14 protein-coding genes are annotated in these 24,536 nt (G+C 63.3%); 5 read left to right on the top strand and 9 right to left on the bottom strand.

The features are described from left to right. Positions 1 to 8: 8 nt before the first annotated feature. The gene (locus ACSQ3S_RS15975) at positions 9 to 2,231 is read left to right on the top strand and encodes a hybrid sensor histidine kinase/response regulator (RefSeq protein ID WP_176650546.1); all 2,223 of its coding nucleotides are present in this window, start codon (positions 9 to 11) and stop codon (positions 2,229 to 2,231) included. Between the two features lie 5 nt (positions 2,232 to 2,236). Here the strand turns inward: ACSQ3S_RS15975 and ACSQ3S_RS15970 are convergent, their stop codons facing one another. Then, on the bottom strand, positions 2,237 to 4,327 hold the full coding sequence (locus tag ACSQ3S_RS15970; RefSeq protein ID WP_436142987.1) for a putative bifunctional diguanylate cyclase/phosphodiesterase: 2,091 nt from the start codon (positions 4,325 to 4,327) through the stop codon (positions 2,237 to 2,239). Positions 4,328 to 4,435: 108 nt separating this feature from the next. Between ACSQ3S_RS15970 and ACSQ3S_RS15965 the strand changes: the two genes are divergently transcribed. Continuing rightward, on the top strand, positions 4,436 to 5,191 hold the full coding sequence (locus ACSQ3S_RS15965) for a substrate-binding periplasmic protein (RefSeq protein WP_436142986.1): 756 nt from the start codon (positions 4,436 to 4,438) through the stop codon (positions 5,189 to 5,191). 17 nt (positions 5,192 to 5,208) lie between these two features. Here the strand turns inward: ACSQ3S_RS15965 and ACSQ3S_RS15960 are convergent, their stop codons facing one another. Continuing rightward, the gene (locus ACSQ3S_RS15960) at positions 5,209 to 5,976 is read right to left on the bottom strand and encodes a substrate-binding periplasmic protein (protein ID WP_436142985.1); all 768 of its coding nucleotides are present in this window, start codon (positions 5,974 to 5,976) and stop codon (positions 5,209 to 5,211) included. A gap of 267 nt (positions 5,977 to 6,243) precedes the next feature. On the opposite strand from ACSQ3S_RS15960, the gene ACSQ3S_RS15955 reads away from it, so the two are divergent. Next, positions 6,244 to 8,262 (top strand): putative bifunctional diguanylate cyclase/phosphodiesterase, encoded by a 2,019-nt coding sequence (locus ACSQ3S_RS15955; RefSeq protein ID WP_436142984.1) that lies wholly within the window; start codon positions 6,244 to 6,246, stop codon positions 8,260 to 8,262. Positions 8,263 to 8,332: 70 nt separating this feature from the next. Here ACSQ3S_RS15955 and ACSQ3S_RS15950 read toward each other — a convergent pair whose 3' ends face one another. The 3 genes from ACSQ3S_RS15950 to ACSQ3S_RS15940 all read right to left on the bottom strand — a co-directional run bounded on the left by ACSQ3S_RS15950 (position 8,333) and on the right by ACSQ3S_RS15940 (position 12,793). Continuing rightward, positions 8,333 to 9,913: a GH39 family glycosyl hydrolase gene (locus tag ACSQ3S_RS15950; protein ID WP_436142983.1), complete on the bottom strand. Its 1,581-nt coding sequence runs from the start codon at positions 9,911 to 9,913 to the stop codon at positions 8,333 to 8,335. 218 nt (positions 9,914 to 10,131) lie between these two features. Further along, the gene (locus ACSQ3S_RS15945) at positions 10,132 to 11,343 is read right to left on the bottom strand and encodes a XylR family transcriptional regulator (protein WP_436142982.1); all 1,212 of its coding nucleotides are present in this window, start codon (positions 11,341 to 11,343) and stop codon (positions 10,132 to 10,134) included. A gap of 313 nt (positions 11,344 to 11,656) precedes the next feature. Then, positions 11,657 to 12,793 (bottom strand): helix-turn-helix domain-containing protein, encoded by a 1,137-nt coding sequence (locus ACSQ3S_RS15940; protein WP_436142981.1) that lies wholly within the window; start codon positions 12,791 to 12,793, stop codon positions 11,657 to 11,659. Positions 12,794 to 13,146: 353 nt separating this feature from the next. Here ACSQ3S_RS15940 and ACSQ3S_RS15935 point away from each other — a divergent pair, with 353 nt between their 5' ends. After that, positions 13,147 to 15,285: a beta-galactosidase gene (locus ACSQ3S_RS15935; protein ID WP_436142980.1), complete on the top strand. Its 2,139-nt coding sequence runs from the start codon at positions 13,147 to 13,149 to the stop codon at positions 15,283 to 15,285. 55 nt (positions 15,286 to 15,340) lie between these two features. Next, a complete protein-coding gene (locus ACSQ3S_RS15930; protein WP_436142979.1) occupies positions 15,341 to 17,017 on the top strand; it encodes a sodium:solute symporter family transporter in 1,677 nt (558 codons plus the stop codon). 93 nt (positions 17,018 to 17,110) lie between these two features. Here ACSQ3S_RS15930 and ACSQ3S_RS15925 read toward each other — a convergent pair whose 3' ends face one another. The 4 genes from ACSQ3S_RS15925 to ACSQ3S_RS15910 form a co-directional block, all read right to left on the bottom strand. Continuing rightward, positions 17,111 to 18,214, bottom strand: coding sequence for a hypothetical protein (locus ACSQ3S_RS15925; RefSeq protein WP_436142978.1), 1,104 nt, complete (start codon positions 18,212 to 18,214; stop codon positions 17,111 to 17,113). A 609-nt stretch (positions 18,215 to 18,823) separates the two neighbouring features. Then, on the bottom strand, positions 18,824 to 21,943 hold the full coding sequence (locus ACSQ3S_RS15920) for a TonB-dependent receptor (protein WP_436142977.1): 3,120 nt from the start codon (positions 21,941 to 21,943) through the stop codon (positions 18,824 to 18,826). 91 nt (positions 21,944 to 22,034) lie between these two features. After that, positions 22,035 to 23,309: a hypothetical protein gene (locus ACSQ3S_RS15915; protein ID WP_436142976.1), complete on the bottom strand. Its 1,275-nt coding sequence runs from the start codon at positions 23,307 to 23,309 to the stop codon at positions 22,035 to 22,037. A gap of 262 nt (positions 23,310 to 23,571) precedes the next feature. Continuing rightward, complete coding sequence (locus ACSQ3S_RS15910) at positions 23,572 to 24,516, bottom strand: ABC transporter substrate-binding protein (protein WP_353399216.1); 945 nt, start codon at positions 24,514 to 24,516, stop codon at positions 23,572 to 23,574. Positions 24,517 to 24,536 lie beyond the last annotated feature (20 nt).

Raw genomic sequence — 24,536 nt, 5'->3', positions numbered from 1 at the left:
TCCAGCGCATGGCTTTTCTCCTCTTTCAACTCAACAGCCTGCGCAGCCGGCTGATCCTGCTGGTGGCGCTGGCGATCGCGCCGATCGCGGTGATGACCGTCATCGGCGGCGTGCGCGAACGCGAACACGCGATCGAAGTGGCGGAGGAAAACCTGCAGCGCCTGACCAACCTGGCCGCCGCCAACGAGGCGCAATCGATCGAGGGCGCGCGCCAGATCCTGCGCGACGTCGCCAGCATTCCCGACCTGACGGGCGACCAGCAGCATTGCAGCCGCCTGCTGGCCAACCTGCAGCAGCAGAATCCGGACTACGCCAACTTCGGCCTGATCCAGCTCAACGGCGACGTCACCTGCAGCGCCATCCCGTCGGTCACGCTGATCAACCTGGCGGACCGCTCGCACTTCCGCCGCGCCGTGCACCTGCGCCGCTTCGTCGCCGGCGGCTACGTGTTCGGCCGCGTGATCCAGAAGCACACCGTCAACCTGACCTACCCGCTGCTGGGCGAAGGCAACCAGGTCAAGGCGGTGGTGTTCGCCGCGCTGGACTTGACCAAGCTGGACCGCTTTGTCGCCGACATCAAGCTGCCGCCCAATTCGCTGCTGCTGACGGCCGATTCCGAAGGCCGCATCATTTCGCGCAAGCCCAACCCCGAGCAATGGTTCGGCCAGATGGTGTGGCCGGAGATGCGCTCGGCCATGGCCGGCGAACCGGGCAAGCCGGTGCTGCTGACCGGGCCCGACGGCATCGAGCGGCTGCACCGCTTTGCCCGCGTCGGCAACAACGGCCTGTCCGACTACACGGTCACCATCGGCATCCCGGTCGAGGACGTCACGGCGGTGGCCCGCCACGACCAGCGGCTGGACTTGATGGCGCTGGCCGCCACGCTGGCGCTGGCGCTACTGGCGGCCTGGTTTGTCGGCGACGTGCTGGTGCTGCGCCGGGTCAAGCGGCTGGCCATCACCGCCAACCGCATCGCCTCGGGCACGCTGGAGGCGCGCAGCGGCATCAGCTACGGCAACGAGGAGATCAGCGAGCTGGCGCGGGCGCTGGACGCCATGGCCGCCGCCCTGCAGGACAAGGAACTGCAGCACCTGAACGCCGAGCGCCTGCTGCGCCTGGCCGACCAGCGCAAGGACGAGTTCCTGGCGATGCTGGCGCACGAGCTGCGCAATCCGCTGGCGCCGATCAGCGCCGGCGCCCAACTGCTGCAAAGCGGCCACGCCAGCGCCGGGGCGGTGGAGCGCACGGCCGCCATCATCGTGCGCCAGGTCAACCACATGACGCGGCTGGTGGACGACCTGCTCGACGTCTCGCGCGTGACGCGCGGGCTGGTGACGCTGACGCGCGTGCAGCTGAATGTGGCCGACATCGTCGCCGACGCGATCGAGCAGGCCGACCCGATGATCAGGTCGCGCCAGCACAAGTTCGAGCTGTCGCTGCCGGAGGTGCCGCAGCAGGTCACGGGCGATCACAAGCGGCTGGTGCAGGTGCTGGTCAATGTGCTCAACAACGCCGCCAAGTACACGCCGGCGGGCGGCACCATCAAACTGGCGGTGCGCGGCGGCGGCGGCCTGGTGCGGCTGGTGGTCAGCGACACCGGCATCGGCATGACGCCGGAGCTGCGCGGCCGCGTGTTCGAACTGTTCGCCCAGGCCGACCGCAATTCCGACCGCTCGCAGGGCGGCCTGGGACTGGGGCTGGCGCTGGTCAAGTCGCTGGTCGAACTGCACGGCGGCACGGTCGCGGTCGACAGCGAGGGCGAGCACAAGGGCAGCACCTTCACCATCACCCTGCCCGGCACGCCGGGCCAGCTGGCGCAAGCCGCCAACGCTGCGGCGGCGCAGTCCGGCTTCAAGCTGCGGGTGCTGGTGGTCGACGACAACGTCGACGCCGCGCAGACGCTGCAGCTGCTGCTGGGCGCGTCCGGGCACCAGGTCATCGTCGCGCACACCGCGCTGGAGGCGCTGGAAATGGCGCAGGCATCGGCGCCGCAGCTGTGCCTGCTCGACATCGGCCTGCCCGACATCAGCGGCTACGACCTGGCGCGCAGCCTGCGCGCGCTGCCGGCGACCGCCAAGGCCATGCTGGTGGCCGTGACCGGCTACGGCCGCCGCGCGGACCGCGACCTGGCGGCCGCGGCCGGCTTCGATCATTACTTCGTCAAGCCGGTCGACGTCGACGCGCTGCTGGCGCTGATCGCCAGGCTGGCGCCGGCGACCCAGGACGCCTAGGCCGCTCACGAAGTTTCCGCGATCAGCAGCTGTTCAAGGCCCTGGGGCGGAATCGGTTCCGAGAAATAGTAGCCTTGCGCCAGGTCGCAGCCGGCGGTCCGCAGCCAGTCTTTCTGGCCGGCCGTTTCAACGCCCTCGGCAATCACCTTCAGTCCCAGCTTGTGGCTCATCGCGATGATGGACTCGACAAACATCCGGCTGTCGGCCTGCTTCATCGCGGTGTTGACGAAGGAGCGATCGACCTTTAAATAATCGGCCTCGAACTTCTTCAGCGTGCTCATCGATGCATAGCCGATGCCGAAATCGTCGATCGCCAACTGCCCGCCCGCCTTCTTCAGCAGGCCGATCCTGGCCCTCGCCGCCGGCGAACTGTTGAGCAGCACATCTTCCTTGATTTCAATCAGCAGGGCGCCGTCCGCAGCCTCAGCCCGGCTTTCCGCCGACGCCGCCATCAGCTCGGCCGCCGATTTGTGGATGCCGATCTGAAATGCGATGCCGCTCAGCACACGCCATCGTTGCGCATGCGCCAATGCCTGATCCTGCACCCACGCGCCGATTTCGTTGATCAAGCCGGTCTCCTCGGCCAGGCCGATGAACGACGCGGCCGACATCACGCCCGATGCCGGATGCTGCCACCGCAATTGGGCCTCCGCCTTGACGATGCGCTCCGACACCAGGTCCACGATGGGCTGGTAATGCAGGCGCAACTGCCGCTCGGGCAAGGCATGGCGCATCTCATCGATGACACGCAGGCGGGCCCAGGCGGCATTGCGCATGCGCATGGTGAAGAAGCCAAAGCGGTTGCGCCCGGCCGCCTTGGCCGCGTACATGGCCTGGTCGGCGTTCCGTATCAAGTCCTCCGGCCCGCTCGCGTCCTGCGGGAACAGGGTGATGCCCATGCTGGCGGAGACCTGGACATCGCCGCCCGGCACGGAAAACGGCTTTGCCAGCTCGTCGAGGATTTGCTGCGCCAGGATCTCGACATGGGACGTGCGCCGGACCTCGGCCAGGATGACGGTAAATTCATCGCCCGCCAGCCGCGCCACCGTATCCATGTCGCGCACACAGCCCCGGATGCGCTGCGCGGCCTGCTGCAGCAGCTGGTCGCCCGCCGCGTGGCCGAGCCGGTCGTTGACTTCCTTGAAGCCGTCCAGGTCGATGAACAGCAGCGCGAGCGGCACGTCGGCGCGCGCCGAACGCTTGACTTCGCGCTCCAGGCGGTCGTGGGACAGGCTGCGGTTCGGCAAACCGGTCAGCGAATCGTAGTTGGCGTTTCTCCTGACCCTGTCCTCCATCGCCTTGCGCTCGCTGACGTCGCGCGCGGTGCCGGCGATCGCCTCCAGCTTGCCGGCGCCGTCCAGCACCGGTATCAACAGCCCTTCATAAGTGGCGGCGGCGCCCGATACCGAGGGTATGCACGGCATTTCCCCGCGATAGACGGCGCGGGAAGCGACCAGCTGGTCGACATGGCGCCGCAGTTCCTGGGCACCGACCGTACAGATATCAAACAGGTTTTTCTGCATGATTTCATTGGCGGGCATGCCGTACAGGCAGGAAAACGCCCTGTTTGCGTAGAGAATGGTGCCGTCCTCGCGAAAGATGTAGTGCAGGTCGGGCGAGGAAGACAACAGGGTGTCGAACAACCGGGTATGGCGGTTCTTTTCATCGGAGAATCGCCCGACCGATTCGCTCAGCGCCTGGTCGATGGCCTCGTTGAAGCGGGTGATTTCATCCGCGCCGGCCTGCGCGGCCGCCGCGCTCGCCTCGAACCACAGGCGCAGCACGCTTGCGCGCAGGGCACGGAATTCGGCCATCGCGTCGTTGACGCTGAACCCCGCCGTGACCCGCGCGGCGCCATGCAATTCGGCCTCGGTCGACAACGGGCCGCGCGGCCCGTGGCCTTTCGATTTCGCCTGTTGCTCCACCGGCGACTGCGGCCGGTCCAGGTCGTTGGCGATGGTGTGCAGTATGCCCAGCGCATGACCGCGCAATGTCGCCGTGTCGAGCTCGCGGCCGGCGGAGACTTCCTTGGCAAATATTTCCCATTCGTCCAGAATGGGGTCGGTGTTCGCACGGATGAATTCAGATAGTTTCACTTTAAATTGCTTCCGTTAAGCAAAAAAAGACGGGAACGACAAAATCTTTAGATCAAAAAGGACGTATTTTGTTCATACTGGAGGCATTTTTATAATTTCGGAAATGGCATGGCATTAATGGACCTGGGCGCAAACGTCTGCCGTATTTTCAGCCTGTGCATTCTGCTGTGGCCGTCGCTCGGCGGCTCGGCCGAGCTGACCGCCTATGCGGAAGAATCGCCGCCCTATCACTACATGAAGGACGGCCAGGCGGTCGGCATCGCGACCGAGATCCTGCAGGCCGCCTGCTTGCGCGCGCGGATAGGCTGCCACATCCAGATCGTGCCGTGGGCCAGGGCCTACGCGCTGACGACGACCACGCCCAACACCCTGATCTTCTCGATCGTCCGGCGGGCGGACAGGGAGAAGGACTTCATATGGCTGAGCCCGATCGCCACCGAAACCATGTGGATCTACGGCCGGAAAGACTCGCCCGCGATCAGCGCCCTGTCCCAGCTCAAGGCCCGGCGCATCGGCGTGATCAACGGCAGTTCGGCCATCGCGGAACTGCGCAACGCCGGCGTACGCGACGCCATCATCGACGTCGCCAACTCCACGGAAGGCAATCTGCGCAAGCTCGAGGCGCGCCACCTGGACTACATCGTCAGCACCGACACGCGGGTGGACGCGGCCAAGGCCAAATTCGACATGCGCCTGAACCTGGTGAAGGCGACCAGGTTGAGCGAGGTGACCAGCTACTACGCGATCAGTCCCGGATCCGATCCCAAACTGGTGGCCGCCATCAAGTCCGCGCTGGCCGAGGTCGGCTCGAGCGCCGCGCGCGACAAAATCACGTTGAAGTATCTGCCGGCGCCGGCCCGGTAAGCCGCTTTATTCCCCGCTTATTCCCAGTTGCGGGCGATGCGTTCCAGCTCGCCGCTTTTTTCCAGCGCCTGCAGGGCGGCGCGCAGGCGCTCGACGACGCCGGGATCCAGGTGTCTGCCGACCACGAAATACAGCGGGCTGCTGGCCATTTCCATCGGCAGTATGCGCACCCTGGCGCCGTAGCCGGTGCGGTTCAGCGTCGCCTGCAGGCCCGGGCTGCGGTGGAAAAACAGCCGGCCGCGGCGGGCCAGCAGTTTTTGCACGTTCAGCTGCGGATTGGCCGCGCTGGCGTCGATCAGGCGCACGCCCGCCTTTTCCAGCACCGTCACGCCGGCGAAGCCGCGATTGGCCAGCACCACGCCGTCCGGTTCCAGCTTGCGCACATCGTCCCAACTGGCGATCGAGACCGGATCGTCGACGCGCGCGATCAGGTGATAGCGGATGGTAAACAGCGGCGGACCGACGAACACGTATTTCTTGTCGCGCTCAGGCGAATGCGACAGGCCGCAGGAGGCGTCCTGCGTGCCGTGGTCGATGGCGGAGTAGATGCGCGCCAGCGGCTGCCAGGCTTGATGGCCGCTGAACCTCAGGCTGGGGTCCACGCGTTCGACCGCATTCATGATGTCGATGCAAATGCCGACCACCATCCCGCTGCGCTCGTCGGCCTGGAATTTCGGCTCGGTGCCCACCTGCGCGGCGGTACGCACTTCCGTCGCGGCCATGCCCGCGCCGGCGCACAGCAGGGCCGACAGCAACACGCCGGCATGGCGCAAGCTGATAGACAAGCGTAACAATGGCGACTCCATGTCTTGACGCAAGGAAATTCATTATAAACCCGGTTCATTCCTTCATGGATAATCATCTGCTGTGCCAGCCACCCGGCCTCCCTCAGATGAACGATACCCCCGGTTCAGTGTCCAACTGCGGACCATTCTAAACCGGGACACAACATGAATAATGAAGAACAAGGGAATGAAACGCAGAAGCCTGAAGCCCCACCGCAGGAATGGGGAGACTCGGCGTTATTGCGGAACACCCCGCTGGGGGTGATCATGAAAGTACTGCCCGGCACCTTTTACATGATAGACCGGGACGGCCATTTCCTGCTGTGGAACAGCAATCTGGAGCAGGCGACCGAGATGACGGCGCAGCAGCTGCGGACGGTGTACGCACCCGATCTGTTTGCGGAGGAAGATCGCGCGCGCGTCGAGGAAAGGATGCGGGCCGTGTTCGACGAGAACGAAGAGACCATGCTCGAAGCCACCGTCGTCAGCTGCAGCGGCAAGAGCAGTCCCTACCTGCTGTCGGGCGCGCGCATCGAGTGCCACGACAACGTCTACCTGTGCGGCATCGGCCTGGACCTGACGCAGCGGCGCCAGCAGGAAAACCTGCTGCGCTTGCGCGAACGCGCGCTGCACGCGGCCAGCAACGGCATCGTCATCACGCGCTGCGCCGGCAGGGACAACCCGATCGAATACGTGAACCCGGCCTTCGAGCGCATCACCGGCTACAGCGCGGCCGAAGCGATGGGGCGCGACTCGCGCTTCATGGCGGCGCCGGGCCTGGACGACGACGAGCGCGGCCAGCTGCGCGACGCCATCAACGAACGCCGCGAAGCCAACGTCATCTTCCGCAACCTGCGCAAGGACGGCTCGCTGTTCTGGAACGAGCTGTCGATCACACCGGTGCTCGACGAGCACGGCGTGACCACCCACTATATCGGCGTCATCAACGACGTGACCGCCGCCAAGCAGCGCACCACGCATCTGGAGCACCGGCTCAACCACGATCCGCTGACCGGCCTGGCCAACCGCAACCTGCTGTGGGACCGGCTGGAACAGGCGCTCCACGTCGCCCAGCGCAACAAAACGCTGGTGGCGACAATCATGGTCGACCTCAACAAGTTCAAGCTGATCAACGACACCTTCGGCCACGAGGCCGGCGACATGGTGCTGACTTCGGTGGCCAAGCGCATGCAGGCGTCGGTGCGCGACACCGACACCGTGGCGCGGCTCAGCGGCGACGAGTTCGTGCTGGTGCTGGCCAACCAGCCGTCGCTGCGCTACACGCTGCGCATGATCGACCGCCTGCGCGACGGCCTGTCCAAGCCGGTCGCCGTCAACAGCAGCGAAATCCCCATCGGCGCCAGCCTGGGGGTGAGCGTCTATCCGCACGACGGCGACTCCCCCATCGACCTGGTCAAGGCGGCCGACATCGCCATGTACCACGCCAAGTCCTCCGCCAGCGGCGACGTGCACTTCTACTCGCCGGACATGAAGTCCAGCTCGGACGCCAAGCGCAAGCTGGAAAATGAGATGCGCACCGCGCTGGAGAACCAGGAATTCTTCCTGCTGTTCCAGCCGCGCCGGCACGCCAGGAGCGGCGTGTTCGGCAGCGTCGAAGCCCTGCTGCGCTGGCGCCATCCGGCCCAGGGCGTGCTGGCGCCGGTCTCGTTCATCTTCGAAGCGGAGGAAAACGGCATGATACGCGCCATCGGCCAGCGGGTGTTCGAGCTGGTCACCGGCTTCATGGTCGACATGCGCGATAGCGGCCACGGCGACCTGCTGGTGTCGGTCAACACCAGCTACCGCGAATTCAGCCAGCAAAACTACATCGGCAATATCTGCCGCTGGCTGGGCGATCTCCGGCTGTCGCCCGGCAACCTGGAGCTGGAGATGAGCGAAAGCCAGCTGCTGCGCAATCCGCAGCTGAGCCGGGGGCTGACGCGGCAGATGCGCGACGCCGGCATCCACCTCTCGTTGGACGACTTTGGCGACGGCTTGAGCAGCCTGGCCAGCCTGCCGGACCTGGCCGCCACCCACCTGAAAGTCAACCGCGGCGCCGTCCACTCGATCACGCCGGACGGCGACCAGGGCATGCTGGCGCGCATGCTGATCGACATCGGCCACAGCCTCAACGCGCAGGTGATCGGCGAAGGCGTGGAAACGGCGGCGCAGGCATCCTTCCTGCGCGAGCACGGCTGCGATGAATTGCAGGGGAACCACATCAGCTCCCCGATCGCCGCCTGCGCGCTGAAACAATTGCTCGAGGTGGCGCCGTTGCAGGTTTAGCAGCTCCCCATCCTGACCTGCGGCACCACTGGACGGCCGGTCAGGTTGGGAAAGGTTGGAGGTGCGGGGCTCAGTCGGCGCGCGTCAAGGTCACCAGGGCGATGTCGTTGCTGCGCATGGGCACGGTGAGGGTAAAGGCGCCGTCCTTGCCGATCCGGACCACGCGGTCGGTCTCGGGCGCATCCTTGGTCAGCGCGTGCAGCTGATCGACCTGGGCCGGCGTCAGCGTCTTCGGCGCGCCCATCTCGATATAGGCCGAGTACGCGTCGTTGGCGCGGAAGCCGCTGCGGCGCACCTGCAGCCGGTACTTGCCCGGCTTGACATGGCTGACCCGCATCGCGACCGGCGCCGACGGCGACGACGGCACGACGCGGCTGTAGAACGGCCGGTTGCTGACCTTCTGCTCCGGTTGCTGGAAGTCCCACACCAGCGTGGCCACCGTGTTGCCATCGGACGTAGCCATCACCTGCGCGTCCTGCACGGGAATCTCGTTGCCGCGCAAGGCATGCAGGTATTTATAGGCGAAGTAGGCCGGCTTGCGGATGCCCTGCGGATTCAGCAGGCCGAAGCCGCCTTCGAACGGCTTGGACGGCGGGCCCGGTTCTTCGAACAGGTCGGTGTAGGTCCAGTAGCTCATGCCCTGCACCAGGCCCTTGGTGCCCTTCAGCTTGCTGAGGATGTACGGCGAGCTGATATAGGAATCGTGCACCAGGTCGCGCGGCGTGTAGCTGGTGCTCCACTCGGTGAAATACATCGGCAGCGTCGGAAACTTCGAGGCGGCGATCTGCTCGCGCACGCGCCGCACGTCGCCGATGATGGCGTCCGGCGATGGCGACAGCTTGGTGTCGCCCTCGCCCTTTTCGTCGAGGAAGCCGCCGTCGACGCCGTAGGTGTGGGTGGTGACGAAATCGACGGCGGCGCCGCTGCGCGCCACATGGTCGAGGAATTCCGGCACCCAGGCGGCGCCGGCGGTCGACGGTCCGCCCACGCGCAAGGCCGGATCGATCGCCTTGATCGTGTTGGCGGTCAGGTCGTACAGTTCGAAATAGGCTTTCTGGTCGGCGCGCTCCCAGAAGCCGTCCAGGTTGGGCTCGTTCCACACCTCGAACAACCAGCTGCGCACCTCGGCCTGGCCATAGCGCGCCTCGATGTGCTGCACGAACGCAGCGATCAAGTCCTTCCAGGCATCGGGCTTCGGATGCGAGGTGTTGCCTTGCCAATAGAAGATCTGGTTGTCCGAGGTCGCCATGGCCTTGGGCGTGAAGCCCAGCTCGACGAAGGGTTTGATGTTGCGCGCCAGCATACGGTCGTACAACTGGTCGATCTTGGTCCAGTCGTAGACGGTCTTGCCGTTCTCGACGCGCACGGTGCCCAGCACGTCATGGAAGATGGCGTGGAAGCGCAGATAGCGGAAGCCCAGCTCGTCGACCGTGGTCTGCAGTTGCGCCATGCTGTCGTCGCGCAGCAGCGTGCCCGGATAGTCCGAGCCGACCGACAAATCGAAGAAACGGTCGAGCGGCTTGCTTGCCTGCGCCGCATCGACGACCACATTGCGCGGTGCCGGCTTGGCGGCATCGGCTGCGTGGGCGGCCGGCAGCACAAGATAGAGCGACGCGAAAGCCGCCAGGCAGGTGTGCTGGAAATTCTGCATTGTTACAATCTCCTTGTTCTTTCCGGTTGTGGCTGGAATGCTAACACCTTGAATCCGCAAGCAAAATGGGGCGCGGGGCAGTTGTACGATATCGTTCAGCCGCTTGGTGATTTTTATAAAAACCGAAAAAAAGAGGACAGCCGAAGCTGCCCCCAAAAGTCTGCCGAACCAGGCAGCGAGGAGAACGGTAGCGGCTGATCAGGCGCTCGAGGCGCGATCTATGCCGTCTGATGGTCGGCGTCGCGGACGTCGTCCGGCAACGCTCCGAACACCTGGTCGCGGTAGGCGCGCGGCGTGCAACCAAGTTCGCGCTTGAACACCAGGTGCAGATACTGGGTGGAGGTGAAGCCGCAGGCGAGCGCCACGTCGCCAATGCTGCGTTCGCTTTGCAGGCCGGCCTTGGCCGCATCCAGCTTGTAGCGCAGGATGACGTCGTGCACGCTGCATCCCAGTTCGCGGCGGAAGTAGGCTTCGAGCGACGAGCGGGAAACGCCCACGTATTCGGCCACCTGGTGAGTCTTGATGCCCTGGCAGGCGTACTGGCGGATATAGTGGCAGGCCCGCATCACGTGCGGATGCTTGACCAGCGGGTGCAGGCTGGACGCGCACACCTTGATGCCGGCCGGCGGCACCAGCACCGGGGTGTTGTCCGGGCGTACGCCGTGCAGCATCTGGTCCAGCAGATGGGCGGCGGCCCGGCCCATCTCCTGGGTGCCCTGGATGACGGAACTGAGCGGTATGCGGGTCAGCATGCGCACCAGCGGATCGTTGTCGATGCCGACCAGCGCCACCTGTTCCGGCACCTCGATGCCGGCGATGGTGCAGGCTTGCAGCAGCAGCCGCGCGCGCGCATCCGTGACGGCGATGATGCCTATCGGCTTGGGCAGGCTGTGCAGCCAGGCGATCTGACTCCGGACCGCCTCGTCCCACGACAACGCACTGGTTTCATGACCACGGAAGATCTCGGCCTCCATGTTGTCGTGCTGCATCAGGCTGCTGAAGGCATCCTCCCGCTCCTGCGCCCAGCGATGCTGCTCGGACTTGGGCAGGCTGAACATCGCGAAGCGATGCAGGCCGACGTCGATCAGGTGGTCGTGCGCCACCTTGACAAGATTGAAATTATCCGTCGCCACATAGGGTACGCCGGGCGGATAGTGGTCCAGGCTGGCATACGAGCCGCCCACCCCCACCACCGGCACGGTGCAGCGCGACAAGGCCGCCACCACCGCCGGGTCGTCCATGTCGGCGATGACGCCGTCTCCCTGCCAATGTTCGATGCCGTCCAGGCGCGTGCGGAAATCCTCCTCCAGGAACAATTCCCAGGTCGAGCGCCGGCGTCCCAGATAGGCGGCAATGCCTGAAATGACCTCGCGGTCAAAGGTCTTGTTTGCGTTGAACAGCAACGCGATCCGATGTGTTTTCGTCGTCATAGTCTCCGTCCTTGTCTTTTTTATAATGAAAAACATCGGCGGCACACCTCTTGCGGGGGCCGCCGTCACTGCCTGCGGCGTTACCGTCGTTGCGGCTTGCCGTGCATGTCGTCGATAGCGGCCGCCAGGATCGCGTAGAAAGGAAGGGCAATGCGGGATTTGAAATTATTCATTCGTCAACCCTGGACGGACACCTCAACTGCCTTGCAGCTTAGATGCGTCCGTACTATCGGGGTAACGTTCAGGAGGGAATTACTACCAAAACGAGGGGTGTGTTATTAATTCTGTCGTTAGTGTTAATCATAAAACGACATCACGGCTTGCACGCGCTGCGGAACGCCTTGGGCGTACAGCCGTACTCTTCCTTGAAAAGCTTGTTGAAGTACGACACATTGCCGTAGCCGACCGAATAAGCGATCTCCGCCACCGTCGCCGCGTCCTTTTCGGCCAGCAACCTGGCCGCTTCGGTCAGGCGCAACTTGTTCAAATAACCACTAAAAGTAAAGCCCAGCTCGGATTTCAGCACATCGTTGACCTTGTTGCGATTGACCCCGGTCTGCTCCACCACGCTTTCCAGGTCCAGCTCCGCGTCGGCATACTTGTTTGCAATCAACTGCAGGATCGCCGTCTTTTCCTTGTCGCGATGCGGCTCCAGAGATAGTTGCTTATACGCTACGAAAGGCAAGTCCTTCTGCAGCTTGCCTTTTACATCATCGATCAGGGCGCGCGCGTGTTGCCGGAAAAACCACAGGCCAAAACCTCCCCATGCGACGCTCAACAGTACGCCCAGCAGCAGCAGATAACGGCGGTCGCGGCCTTCCAGTTCCAGCTCGCTGACTTCGACGTTCGACAGCACGCCGATGGGACTCTGTAACGAGCTGCCGATGGTGATTTTCGGCACCTTGTCGAGTTTATAGGCATGCCGCGACAAGTCCAGGTTCACCATCTGGAACCACCACTGGGGAGTTTCGAGGCGCGTCAGGTCGATCTCGACGCGGGATTCCTGTTCATGACAGGAAAAATACGTCGAAAGCGCCCGGTAATTCAGGTAGTCGGCACTCTTGGATACCCCCTCGAAGGTGATCAGGCTGAGCGACAAGGTATTGGCCGGCGCACACTTAACCCGCAGCGCGATGGAGCTGTAGCGCGACAAATCCACATGGACAGGCTTGCCCTTTCGATCAAGGAAAGATAATTCCGCTGCAACAAAGGGATGCTCGACGGTCTTGGACAGGTTGAAGTCGTAGCGCAGCCGCTGCTGAGCTTCGTGGATGTGGAAGGTCGCGCCGACATTCCAGCTGGACTGGGCTTGCCAAGGCAGAGGACTGTCCTGCACCGGGAAAAGCGAGACTTGTAAATAGCTTTGTCTAAGACAGATGTAAGCAAGGGCCAGGCTTGCAGCGAGAAGGCAAAAGCACCCGCGGAATGCTTTTTTATAGAATTCATGCATGCGGGCGATTCTACCCGCTCGATGTTCCCATTACAACAGTGTGCTGCGGCAAAAAAAGGGCGGCCGCAGCCGCCCAAAGCTACCGGAGAGGCAGTTGGAAAGTACAGATAACACGACGGGCAACGGAAACAGATTGATTGCCCGGGATGTATTTTGGAAGCAGCGCCGGCGCGGCGCAATTGTTAAAAATATCAACCACACACATCAAATTGCGTAAGCGCGCCATACCGGCGGGAGAGTTGGGACAAATTGTTAATCGCCTCGGCGAATTTCATAATTGCCAGCCTGCCGGGCAAGTCCGCACAATGGCCCACCTGTCATCAAACCAATAAAACTCCCCAGGATGGTCTCGAATGTTTAGAGGACGACTACTTTCATATGCCTTGTCGGGCGTCATCGCCGCCGCGGCGTGCGTGCCGGCAGGCGCTCAGCCGCAGCCGGCCGCGCCGCCGGCATTCCCGACCATCTTGTACGGCGCCGCCTACTATCACGAATACATGCCCTACGACCGGCTGGACAAGGACGTGCGGATGATGAAGGAGGCCGGATTCAATGTGGTCCGCCTGGGGGAATCGACGTGGAGCTTGTGGGAGCCGGAAGACGGCCGCTTCGAGTACGCGTGGATGGACCGCGTCGTCGACGCCATGGGCAAGGCCGGGATCAAGGTCATCATGGGCACCCCGACCTATTCGGTCCCCGCCTGGATGGCCAGGCAGCATCCGGAAATCCTGGCCCGCAAATTCAACGGCGTGCAGAACACCTACGGCATGCGGCAGAACATGAACACCGACGCGCCGGCCTACCGCTACTACGCCGAGCGGCTGATCCGCCGTATCGCCGCGCGCTACAAGGACAACCCGAATGTGATCGGCTGGCAGGTCGACAATGAAACCGGCAGTTACGGCGCCGCCAACGACGACGTGTTCATCCGCTTCCAGCACTATCTGGAAAAGAAATTCGGCACCCCGGAAAACCTCAGCAAGGCCTGGTTCCTGAACTATTGGGGCCAGGATCTGCACAGCTGGACCGACCTGCCCCGTCCCGACGGCGCCCAGAGCACCGGCTACAAGCTGGAATGGTCGCGCTGGGGCCAGATGCGCGTGACCGACTTCCTCACCTGGCAGGCCGGACTGATACGCGAATGCGCGTCGCCGCGCCAGTTCGTCACCCATGATTTCGCCGGCTCCATGCACGCCGACGTCAACGAGGCGGCCGTGGCGCGCGCGCTCGACATGCCGGCCGTCAACATCTATCACTGGGGCCAGCGCGAGTGGTACAACGGCGCCGGGCAAAAGCTGGACGCCGACTTCACCCGCTCGCTCAAGCGCGGCAATTTCCTGGTGACCGAGACCAACGCCCAGACCACGGACTGGTCCTCGTCCTTCCAGTACCCGCCGTACGACGGGCAGTTCCGCGAAGACGTCTACACCCACCTCGCCAACGGCGCCAACATGGTCGAGTACTGGCACTGGTCGTCTATCCACGCCAACCAGGAAACCTACTGGAAAGGCGTGCTGTCGCACGATATGGAGCCGAACCGCGCGTATGCGGAAATGAGCCGCACCGGGCGCGAGTTGCAGAAGATCGGCCCGCGCCTGGTCAACCTGAAGCTGCACAGCGACGTCGCGATCCTGTGGAGCCGCGACTCGCTGAACGCGCTCAACGACATGCCCTTCGCCAAGGAGTCGCAGTGGGGCGGCGGCGGCACCAAGGCCGACTACGGCTCGCTGGTGCGCCAGATCCACCGCTCGCTGTACGAGATGAATATCGGCACCGATTTCGTGTTCCCGGAGACGCAGGATTTCTCCTCCTACAAACTGCTGATCGTGCCGTCGCTGTATGTGGCCGACGACGCGCTGCTGCTGCGCATCGCCGACTATATCCGCAAGGGCGGCCATGTGGTGATGACCTTCAAGAGCGGCTTCACCAACGAGAACGCCGCCGTGCGCTGGACCATGGCGCCGGGGCCGCTGCGCGAAGCGCTGGGCTTCCACTACCAGGAGTTTTCCAACCTGGCCCAGCCGCTGGCATTGAAGGACGACCCTTACCACGCCGGCGCGGACAACAAGGTGCAGCACTGGGCCGAGTTCCTGCAATTGGACAGCGCCAAGGCCCTCGCCTATTACGATCATCCGTTCTTCGGCCAGTGGCCGGCGATCACCTCGAATCAGTACGGCGCCGGCAAGGTGTTTTATGAGGGCACTTATTTGTCCGACAAATTGCAGAAAGCCGTGCTGCAATCGCTGCTGCAGGAACAGGGCCTGACCGGACCGGACCAGCAATTGCCGCAGCAGGTATCCACGCGCTCCGGCGTCAACAGTTTCGGCCGCACCATCCGCTACTATTTCAACTATTCCGGCACGGCGGTCAGCTTCAACTACCGCCACAAGGCCGGCGTCGACCTGCTCGGCTCCCGCCGCGTGGCGCCCGACGACGCGCTGACCCTTGGCCCGTGGGATGTGGCGATCATCGAAGAGGATGCCAGCCGATAACGCGTGCCGATTCCAACAACAACTTCAGAGACAACTTTTTCATTGTGAGCACTTCATGAGTACTTTTTCAACCATCGACATCATCGTCTTCCTGTTTTATTTCGTCCTGGTGGCCGGCTACGGCATCTGGGTCTACCGCCGCAAGCAGGCCGGCTCCGGCAAGGCCTCGCACGACTACTTCCTGGCCGAGGGCTCGCTGACCTGGTGGGCCATCGGCGCCTCGCTGATCGCCTCCAACATCTCCGCCGAGCAGTTCATCGGCATGAGCGGCTCGGGCTACCGCATCGGCATGGCCATCGCCGTGTATGAGCTGATGGCCGCCGCCACGCTGGTGATCGTGGCCGTGTTCTTCATGCCGGTCTACCTGAAAAACCGCATCTACACGATGCCGCAGTTCCTCGAACAGCGCTACGGCAAGGGCGTCGCCACCACCATGGCGCTGTTCTGGCTGGGCCTGTACGTGGTGGTCAACCTGACCTCGATCCTGTACCTGGGCGCGCTGGCGATCAGCAGCCTGTCCGGCATCGCCCTGCTGCCCTGCATGCTGTTCCTGGCCGTGTTCGCTGCGGTGATCACGCTGGGCGGCATGAAGGTGATCGGCTATACCGACGTGGTGCAGGTCACCTGCCTGGTGGTCGGCGGCCTGGTCACCACCTGGCTGGCGCTCGACCTGGTCGCCGCGCTGGGCAACAAGCACGGCGCGCTGGCCGGCTTCTCGGAACTGTATGCCCATACCCGCGACCACTTCGACATGGTGCTGACGCGCGACAATCCGAACTATATGGACTTGCCGGGCCTGTCCGTGCTGCTGGGCGGCATGTGGATCGTCAACCTGAACTACTGGGGCTGCAACCAGTACATCACCCAGCGCGCGCTGGGCGCCGACCTGCCGACCGCGCGCAAGGGCCTGCTGTTTGCCGCCTTCCTCAAGCTGCTGATGCCGGTCATCGTGGTGTTGCCAGGCATCGCCGCCTATGCGCTGGACAAGTCCGGCGCGCTGGGCGACGCCATGCACGTGGGCGGCGAAGTGAATCCCGACCGCGCCTACCCTATCCTGCTGGGCCTGCTGCCGTCCGGACTGAAGGGCATCGCCTTTGCCGCGCTGACCGCCGCCGTGGTGGCTTCGCTGGCCGGCAAGGCCAACAGTATCGCCACCATCTTCACGCTCGACATCTACACCAAGCTGTTCAACAAGACCGCCAGCGAGCAGCGCATGGTGTGGGTGGGCCGCGTCAGCGTGGTGGTGGCAATGGCCCTGGCCGTGCTGATCGCACCGCTGCTCGGCATCGACAAGAAAGGCGGCTTCCAGTACATCCAGGAATACACCGGCTTCGTCTCGCCTGGCATCCTGGCCATGTTCCTGCTGGGCTTCTTCTGGAAGCGCACCACCTCCGGCGCGGCGATGTTCGCCACTTTCGGCGGGCTGGCCGGCTCCATCGTGCTGAAGTTCCTGCCGACGATGATGGACCTGTCCTTCCTGGCGCCGATCGGCTTCTCCAAGGCCAATGCCGCCGGCGTCTACGAGATTCCCTTCCTGGACCGCATGTTCATCGTGTTCTGGGTGGTGGTGGCTGGCATGGTCGTGATCAGCAAACTGGCGCAGCACGCACCGGGCACGGCCCCCCGTCATCTGCAGATCGACCGCACGCTGTTCCGCGTCGACGGTGCGTTCGCCTTCGGCTCGGTGGTCATCTGCGTGCTGCTGGCCAGTATCTACAGCAGCTGGTGGTAAGCACAGTTAGTTCAAGCAAGACAGGCCTTACCTTCTGAGAAACGCCCGATGAATTTCATCGGGCGCTTTGTTTTTGATTCGGTGCCTCGGCACTTATTCAGGCGACGCCCAAAGTCCAAACGGAATACCGACGAAAACACCAGCGCTCCACTTCTTATCCTTGCTATTGGTGCCAAACTTCAAGCCTCCGTTGAGTGATCCGGAAGCGTTTCCGAGCCAGTAGACTGGGATCTCAGTGGTGGTGACTTTTTCGCTTAAATCTCGCGAGATGACGATAGCGGCAGCAATCGACTTATCGATGAGGCGTCGTACTTCAACCGATCCGTTCGAGGACGTTTTCTTTTCCGGTGCTCCGAACGAGCCTGAAGTGCATGTCAGTATTAATGCTCCGGCGACGACAGGACATTTTGTGGCGCTTTCAGCATCCTCATAAGTGCGTTTTTTTTCGGCCTTAAAGATGACCATGGTGTTTTGAGAGCTTTTCGGATTCCATCCAACGAATATATTCACAGACCAAGGCGAATATCGGTTTTCTTTTTTCTCAAGCGTGCTGACATCATAGAACTTGGAGTTCTGCGTTCCATATTTTGCTGATGCCCCGATAAGAACGCCACCTGGGGCAGGCATCCCCATGCCGGCGCGCGCAGCATCGACTCGAGTTGGTAGATATTTTTGATAATTAGACTTAGTACAGTCCAGTTCCTTTGACGCTTTGGCGGCTTCTTCATCCGTCGTACCTGGCGATTCCTTGACCATCTGTTTCGCGGCCGCTGAGTGCATTTCCTGGCAATATAGACTACGCAATTTCGCCTGCTCGGGGTCTGCGGGTTGCCAGCTGGTTAGGAAAGTCGAATACGAAAGTCCCAACGTTGTAGCATTGCCCCAGCCGTCCAAAGAAAAAAGACTATGGCTTGTTTCAGATTTTGAAATTGGCGCCGATGCAGTGACGCTTAGCCAGTCAAACGTCACTAATCCATCCTTATTCGGGTCGAGAGGAATAGTGGATGTCTCTTTGGTCAGCTTCAACGAAACTGCGGACCCGTCATTGCTTGCGGCGATTTCTGCCCCAGGACGGGAGACACTCGATGAGACCGGAGCTGCCTTAATCACCTCCGGTGATTCCGGGCCCCCTCTTGCCTTGGACGTAGACACCATCGCGACGAGCAAGATCCCAACAAATTTATGCAATTTTCTCATTTCAATCTCCCTATCGTCACGGCACAGTAAATGGCTTGGAACCCCAACCGTCGACGCTACCGGGTGGGATGTCGTCAGCTGCCTTAACAAGCACATTACCGGATGCTAGAGAAATAGAAAATTCCAACGCGTCTCCAGCAGCCCCGCGGAAATCCCAGAACAATTCGTAATTTCCGGGCGGAAGATCAGCTGTTGCGTCGGTGAGATTGACGTTGTGTGGCCCGAGTGTAGTCCAGTACCAATAAGGACCACTTGGTTTCTTCGATGTTTTACCTTTAACGGATGACATAATTACCCCTGATTTGGACAGTTGATTTGTCGTGGATCCAAGTCGCTGCTGGCGGAATAATGCAGAGACTGGGCCGTTTTTTTCTAGTATTGCCCTGACACTATCACATATTATTTTGACAATTATTCTCACACAATGTCACTTTGGTTGCGAATCCTAATAAGCGTCTACAAATAGAGGAATTTAATTCGAGAAAAACAACAAATTGAAAGGCGAGCTGGGAAGCGCCTCGGTGCTGGGCGCGCATAAAAAAGGGGCGGCCGAAGCCGCCCCATGAACTACCGGTAAGGTAGGGAGACAAAACTCTCAAGTTGCTCGCGTCAGTAGGAATACCTCAGCGTCATGCGATAGCTGCGGCCAGGCTCGAACCAGGCGCGCCCCATGTTGCCGATGTGCTGCTGCTGCGTCTGCCTGACGACGATGTCGGTCAGGTTGGAGGCCGAGAAGTTGCCGGACAGGTGCTCGCTGAAACGGTAGTCGATGCCGAAGTCCAGCTGGCCGGTCGCCTCCTGCCAGGTCGGCAAGCCCCAGCCCACGTCCTGCGCGCCATTGCGGGCCGGATCGGCGCTGGTGCCGTCCGTGCCCTGGGTGCCGTTCACGGTCACGCCCTGCAGGAAGCGTCCGCGCCAGCTGTACGCCAGCCGCGCCGACAACGGTCCCTTGTCGTACATGAACGTCAGGTTGTAGGCGTTCTTGGACAAGTACATCAGCGGCAGCGAGCTGAATGGCAGTCCGTTGGTGTCGCAACCATACAGGCTCAGGGAGCTGTTGTTGAACGATCCCGCGGCCGGACAGTACTTCAGGTCGAACGGGTGGTACAGCGTCTGCTTGCTGTCGATGTAGGTGTAGTTGGCCGCGATGCCGAAGCCCTTGGCCCAGTCGGGCAGCAAGCGGTCCAAGACCGGCACATGGTCGAGGTAGGTCTGGCCGGCCAGCTCCAGGCCCGTCACCGAACCCTTGGCGGAATTGTCCGGCGCCGTGATCAGGAAGCTTTGCGAATTGCCCGCCAGGTCCTTGTAGCTGCGCGTGTAGGCGCCATACAGGATGATGTCGCGCACGTCCTTGCGGAACACGGCCGCCGTCAGCGACGAGCCGCTGCTCGGATACCACTCGAGCGTCAGGTCGTAGCTGTTGGCGCGGGTCGGCTTGAGGTTGGCATTGCCACGGTCGGTGCCGGTGTAGGTGATGTTGCGCACGCTGCCGCCGGGACCGGTGTTGTCGATGTTCTGGTTCAGCGTGATGTACTCGCTCAGCTCGCCGAAGCCGGGACGGTACATCGACTGCGCGAACGCGAAGCGGGCCTGCAGCTTGTCCGACAGGCTGGCCTTCAGGTTCAGGCTGGGCAGCACGTTGACGTATTGGTGGGTGGCCTCCAGCGGCTCGTTGATCGGGCCGAACTGCGGCACCTCCGGCGGCGTGGTGCTGCCGTAGGTCGGCAGGAACACGGTGTAGCCGTGGGCCGTCGATTCGGTGTGCACCACGCGCACGCCGACATTGCCCTCGACCGGAACGCGCAGGTTGTCGAAGCCGAAGCTGGTCGACACGAACGCGGCCTGGGTCTTCTCGCTCTGGCGGCCGACCTTGGCCGGATCGCCGTCAAAGCTCAGCGGCTTCCAGCTGCTGCCCGCCGTCGAGCAGTCGTTGTTGTTGCCGAACAGCTGGTTGCCGTCCTGGCATTGCAGCTTGAGGATTTGCGTCAGCTGCGCGAAGGAGGCGGGATTGCTCTGGGTGAACGCCATGGTCGGCACCACCATGGCCGGCGGCGCGGCGACCTTGCCGTTGAAGAAGTTCGGGAAATTATAGGCCATGGTCGGCACCAGGCTGGCGTAGCGCGGATCGCTGAAGTAACCGAACGTCCCGCGCGACTGCCAGCCCTGCTGGTCGGTGGCGTTGGGCAGTTGGCCCGGCACCGACGTCTGCTTGACGTTCCACGGCTCGGCCAGGCTGGTCCAGCCCGAGCCGCCGCCGTCGACGTGGTTGGCCCGGCGCTCGGTCAACCGCAGGCCGAAGCGCAGGTCGCGCAGCACCGGATGGTCGAACACGTAGCGGGCGTCGGTCTTCCACGCGTACAGGTCGCCGTCCGCCTTGCTCAGCGACGGCATCATGAAATTCATGTAGTAGTTGGCCGGATTGGCCAGGAAGTCGCGCGCCTTGCTGTCGAAGTTGATCTGGACCGGATTGCTGGACAGGTTCAGGCCCACGCTCGGCACGAAGGTGCCCAGCGTGACCACGTTGCCCAGGCTGCTGTCCCTGGCGTGCACCCACTGCACGTCGTTCTGCACCGTCCAGCTGTCGCTGACGGCCCACTTGAAGTTCCAGGCGATCTCCCGCGTCTGCGAACGGCGCTCGCTGAAGCCGGTGTCGGCCTGGAAGCCCAGGCCGCCGGCGGCGAAGTTGTTCGCGCCCAGGCCGCCCACCGGGTAGGTGTAGGTGCCCGACTGCAGCACGCCATGGCTGTCGAACACGGGATTGAGGATCAGCGACTTGTACGAGTTCTCGACGCCGGTGAAGGTGGCGTTCTCGCTGTCGCCTTCCTTGTAGGCCGAGTGGAAATAGGTCAGGGCCGACTGCATGCCGTTCTTTTTCCACTGCAGCGCGCCGTACACGCCGGCGCGGTCGGTCTTGCTGGTGTTGGTGCGCCACGACGCGGACTTGGGCGCCCACACGGTCTGGCCGTTGACGATGTCGGTGCGCGGGAAGTAGGCGTCCAGCTGCACCGTGTCATTGTGGGAGTTGGTCTCGTTGGCGGACAGGTCGAGCAAGGCGCCCCATTGCCCGAACGAGTTTTCCCAGCGCTTGGAGACCAGGCCGGACACGCCGGGCGACTTCTTGCTGCCCAGCGCGTTGTAGTTGCCGTTGACCGTGAACGAGAACTTGTCGCCCTTGTAGTCGAACGGCAGCGCGGTGCGCAGGTCCACCTGGCCGCTGACGCCGCCCTCGATCAGGTCGGCCGGCGGATTCTTGTGCACGATCACCGCCGACATCAGCTCGGCCGGCACGTCGCCCCAGCTCAGCTCGCGGCCCGGCCAGCCGGCCGAGAACGACTCGCGCCCGTTCAGCGTGGACGAACCCCAGGTCAGGCCGCGCACCGAGATGCCCGAGCCCTCCACCGAGAAGTGCTCGGGATCGCCGCGTGAGCGGTTGCGGTCGATGGTCACGCCCACCACGCGCTGCAGCACCTCGGTGATCGACCTGTCGGGCAGCTTGCCGGCTTCCTCGGCAACCACGCCGTCGATGATCTCGTCGGCGTTCTGCTTGAGCTTTTGCGCCGACTGCAGCGATGCGCGCTGGCCGCTGACGATAACCGTCGGGCCCTTGTCGGCGCCTTGTTCGGCGCCGATGACGCCGTTGTCCGTGCTCTGGGCCGCCGCGCCGCCGCAGATCATCACCGCCTGCGCCACAGCCATGGCCAGCGCGGTTTTCTTGAATGGACTCCTCATTTCTTGCTCTCTTCTTCTAATAGGTATCTCGATGGCCCTCCCCGTCGACCGACGGGGTGGGAACAATGGCTAGCCGCTCCGGCGCGCCGGCTTATTGCACCGTGACGGGCGCGGTCAGGGTCAGCTCGGTCGGATAGGTCGGGCTGGAGGCCGACTTGCTCAGCACCGTGACATTGGTCGACGCGGCCTCGATCTTGATCTTCACGATCGGGTATTTGCTCAGCTCGGTGGCCGGGTCCACCGTCAGGTCGCAGCTCTCGCCGATGCCCGTGAAGCTGGCCAGTTGCACCTCGTACGCGGTGACCGCGGCGCTCTTCGGCGCGAACGTCGTGTTCAGCGCCACGTTGCAGGCGCTGTTGTTGTTGGACGCCTTCCTGGCGAAGTGGCCGAGGACCAGCGTGACCTTGACGTTGTTGGCGCCGCTGCCGAACCATTCGCTATTTTGTCCCACCTTGAGCTTGAGCACCTTCTGCTTGCCGACCTGCACGCCGCCGGTGGTGTCGCCGGTCGAGCTGATGCTGCCCACGCCCGGGGTCAGGAATTCGAGGCCGAAGTAGGCGCCGATACCGCCACCGCCATAGGGATGCTTGGGATCGCCGGTCTGGACCAGGTAGTGGTAGCTGACGCTGCCGCCGTCGGCGCTGAGGCTGGCGCCGCACCAGTTGGCGTCGCTGCACCACCAGCCGTCGATGCTGCTGCCGGCGAAGGTATCGAAAACGCCGCCGTCCGTGGTCGCGGACAGCGAGGCGAAGCCGGACAGGGCCGGCAGCACCGGCGGCGGAGCGTCGCCCACGTCGAACGCGACCACCACCGGTTTCGCCACGTCATAGGTGCCGTCGCCGGCCTGCGACGCGCCGATGTCGCACTCGCCCTTGGACACAAGGGTCAGCCTGGTGCCGCTGACGGTGCAGACGGCCGGCGTGAGGGAGGTCAGGCTGACCGGCAGGCCCGAGTCGGACGAGGCGGCCAGCGGGGCCGGGGTCGAGGCCAGCGGCTGGAAGCCGGGCGACGCGAAGGTGATGGTCTGCAGGTGCTTCAGGACCTTGAACAGCTGTTGCGCGCTGGCCGGCGCGTAGGTGCCGTCACCGGCCTGGCTGGCCGTGACCGAGCATTCCCCCACCGCCACAGGCACCAGCTTGCCGTCGGTGACGGTGCAGTTGGCCGGCGTGTTCGAGGCGAAGGTGACGGGCAGTCCGGAGGACGTCGTCGCGACCAGCGGCGCGGGCGCCATCGCCAGGTAGCGCGCGCCCGGGTAAGGAAAATCGACCGACTGGGCGCGGCTTCCCGACGCACCGCCACCGCCGCCGCCGCAGGCGGTCAGCAGCGCGGCGCAGGAAAGCGCCAGCGCAGGCAGCTGCAAGCTCATAGTCTGCCGCCTCATGGAATGTCCCTCTTTGATGTATTTTTTCATGTTGCTTGTCTCGTTATTTGTCATATTGTTTGTCACGTCGCTTGTCACGGCGCTGTCATATTTTTGTTCTTGGAGCGGATGCTATCACCGCCCATCGGCGCATGGCACAGGTGAAACGGCTGTTGATATATATTGCCCAACAGGCTGGCGGTTTTCATACATCGCAAAAAAAAGGGGCAGCCGAAGCTGCCCCTGGATGCCGCTTTCCGCCCTCGGTTCAATACAAGACCTTGGCCGCTTCCGGCAGGTCGACATTGGCCTTGGTGACCAGCACCACGCCGGTGGTGACCTGCGGCGGCACCTTCTTCCCTTCGATCACCTTGACCACGGTCGACACGCCGAGCGTGCCCATGGCATAGGTGTCCTGCACCGTGGTGGCGTACAGCGTGCCGCCCTTGACGAAGTCGCGCAGGTCCTGGTTGCCGTCGAAGCCGACCCCCACCACCTTGGCGGCCTTGCCCGACTGCGCCAGCGCACGTCCCATGCCGACCGCGGTCGGCTCGTTGGCGCCGAAGATCCCCTTCAGGTCGGGGTGCGAGGCCAGCACGTCGATGGTCTGGTTCAGCGCGGTGGCCATCAGCGATTGCGAATAATAGGTGCCGACGATCTTCAGCTGCGAATTCTGCTCGATGTACTTGCGGAAGCCGCCGACCCGCCCCACTTCCGAACCGCTGCCGGCCACGTAGGACATGATGGCGATCTTGCCGGTGGTGCCGATCTTGCCGATCAGCGCCCTGGCGCTGGCCGCGCCGGCCGCCTCGTTGTCGGTGGTGACGCTGGACTGGTAGTACTTGGCGCCGGAAGCCGACACCGGCGAATCGATGATCACCACCGGTATCCGCGCCTCCCACGCCTTGCGGATCGCCGGCACCAGCGCGTCCGGATCCGACGGCGCCAGCACGATGCCGGCCACCTTGCGGTTGACCGCGTTCTCCACCATGCTGACCTGGTCGGCGATGGCCGACTCCGAGGCCGGCCCCTGGAAGCTCAGCGTGTAGCCCGGCGCCTGCTGCACGCCGGCCTGCCCGCCCTTGCGCACCACTTGCCAGAAGTTCGAGTTGCTGCTCTTGACGATCATCGCGATTTCCTTGTCGGCCGCGCGCGCCGTTTGCCCCGTCAACGCCAGGGCCAGCGCCAATGCCAACGGCGCGATCTTCGCTATTCGGTTCATGCTCTCCTCAC

Origin of the sequence: Duganella sp. LjRoot269 (genome assembly GCF_964254095.1) — a bacterium.
GTDB classification, from domain to species: Bacteria; Pseudomonadota; Gammaproteobacteria; order Burkholderiales; family Burkholderiaceae_D; genus Rugamonas; species Rugamonas hordei.
The sequence above is the reverse complement of the archived record's forward strand: the minus strand, read 5'-3'. Positions and strand labels throughout refer to the sequence as shown.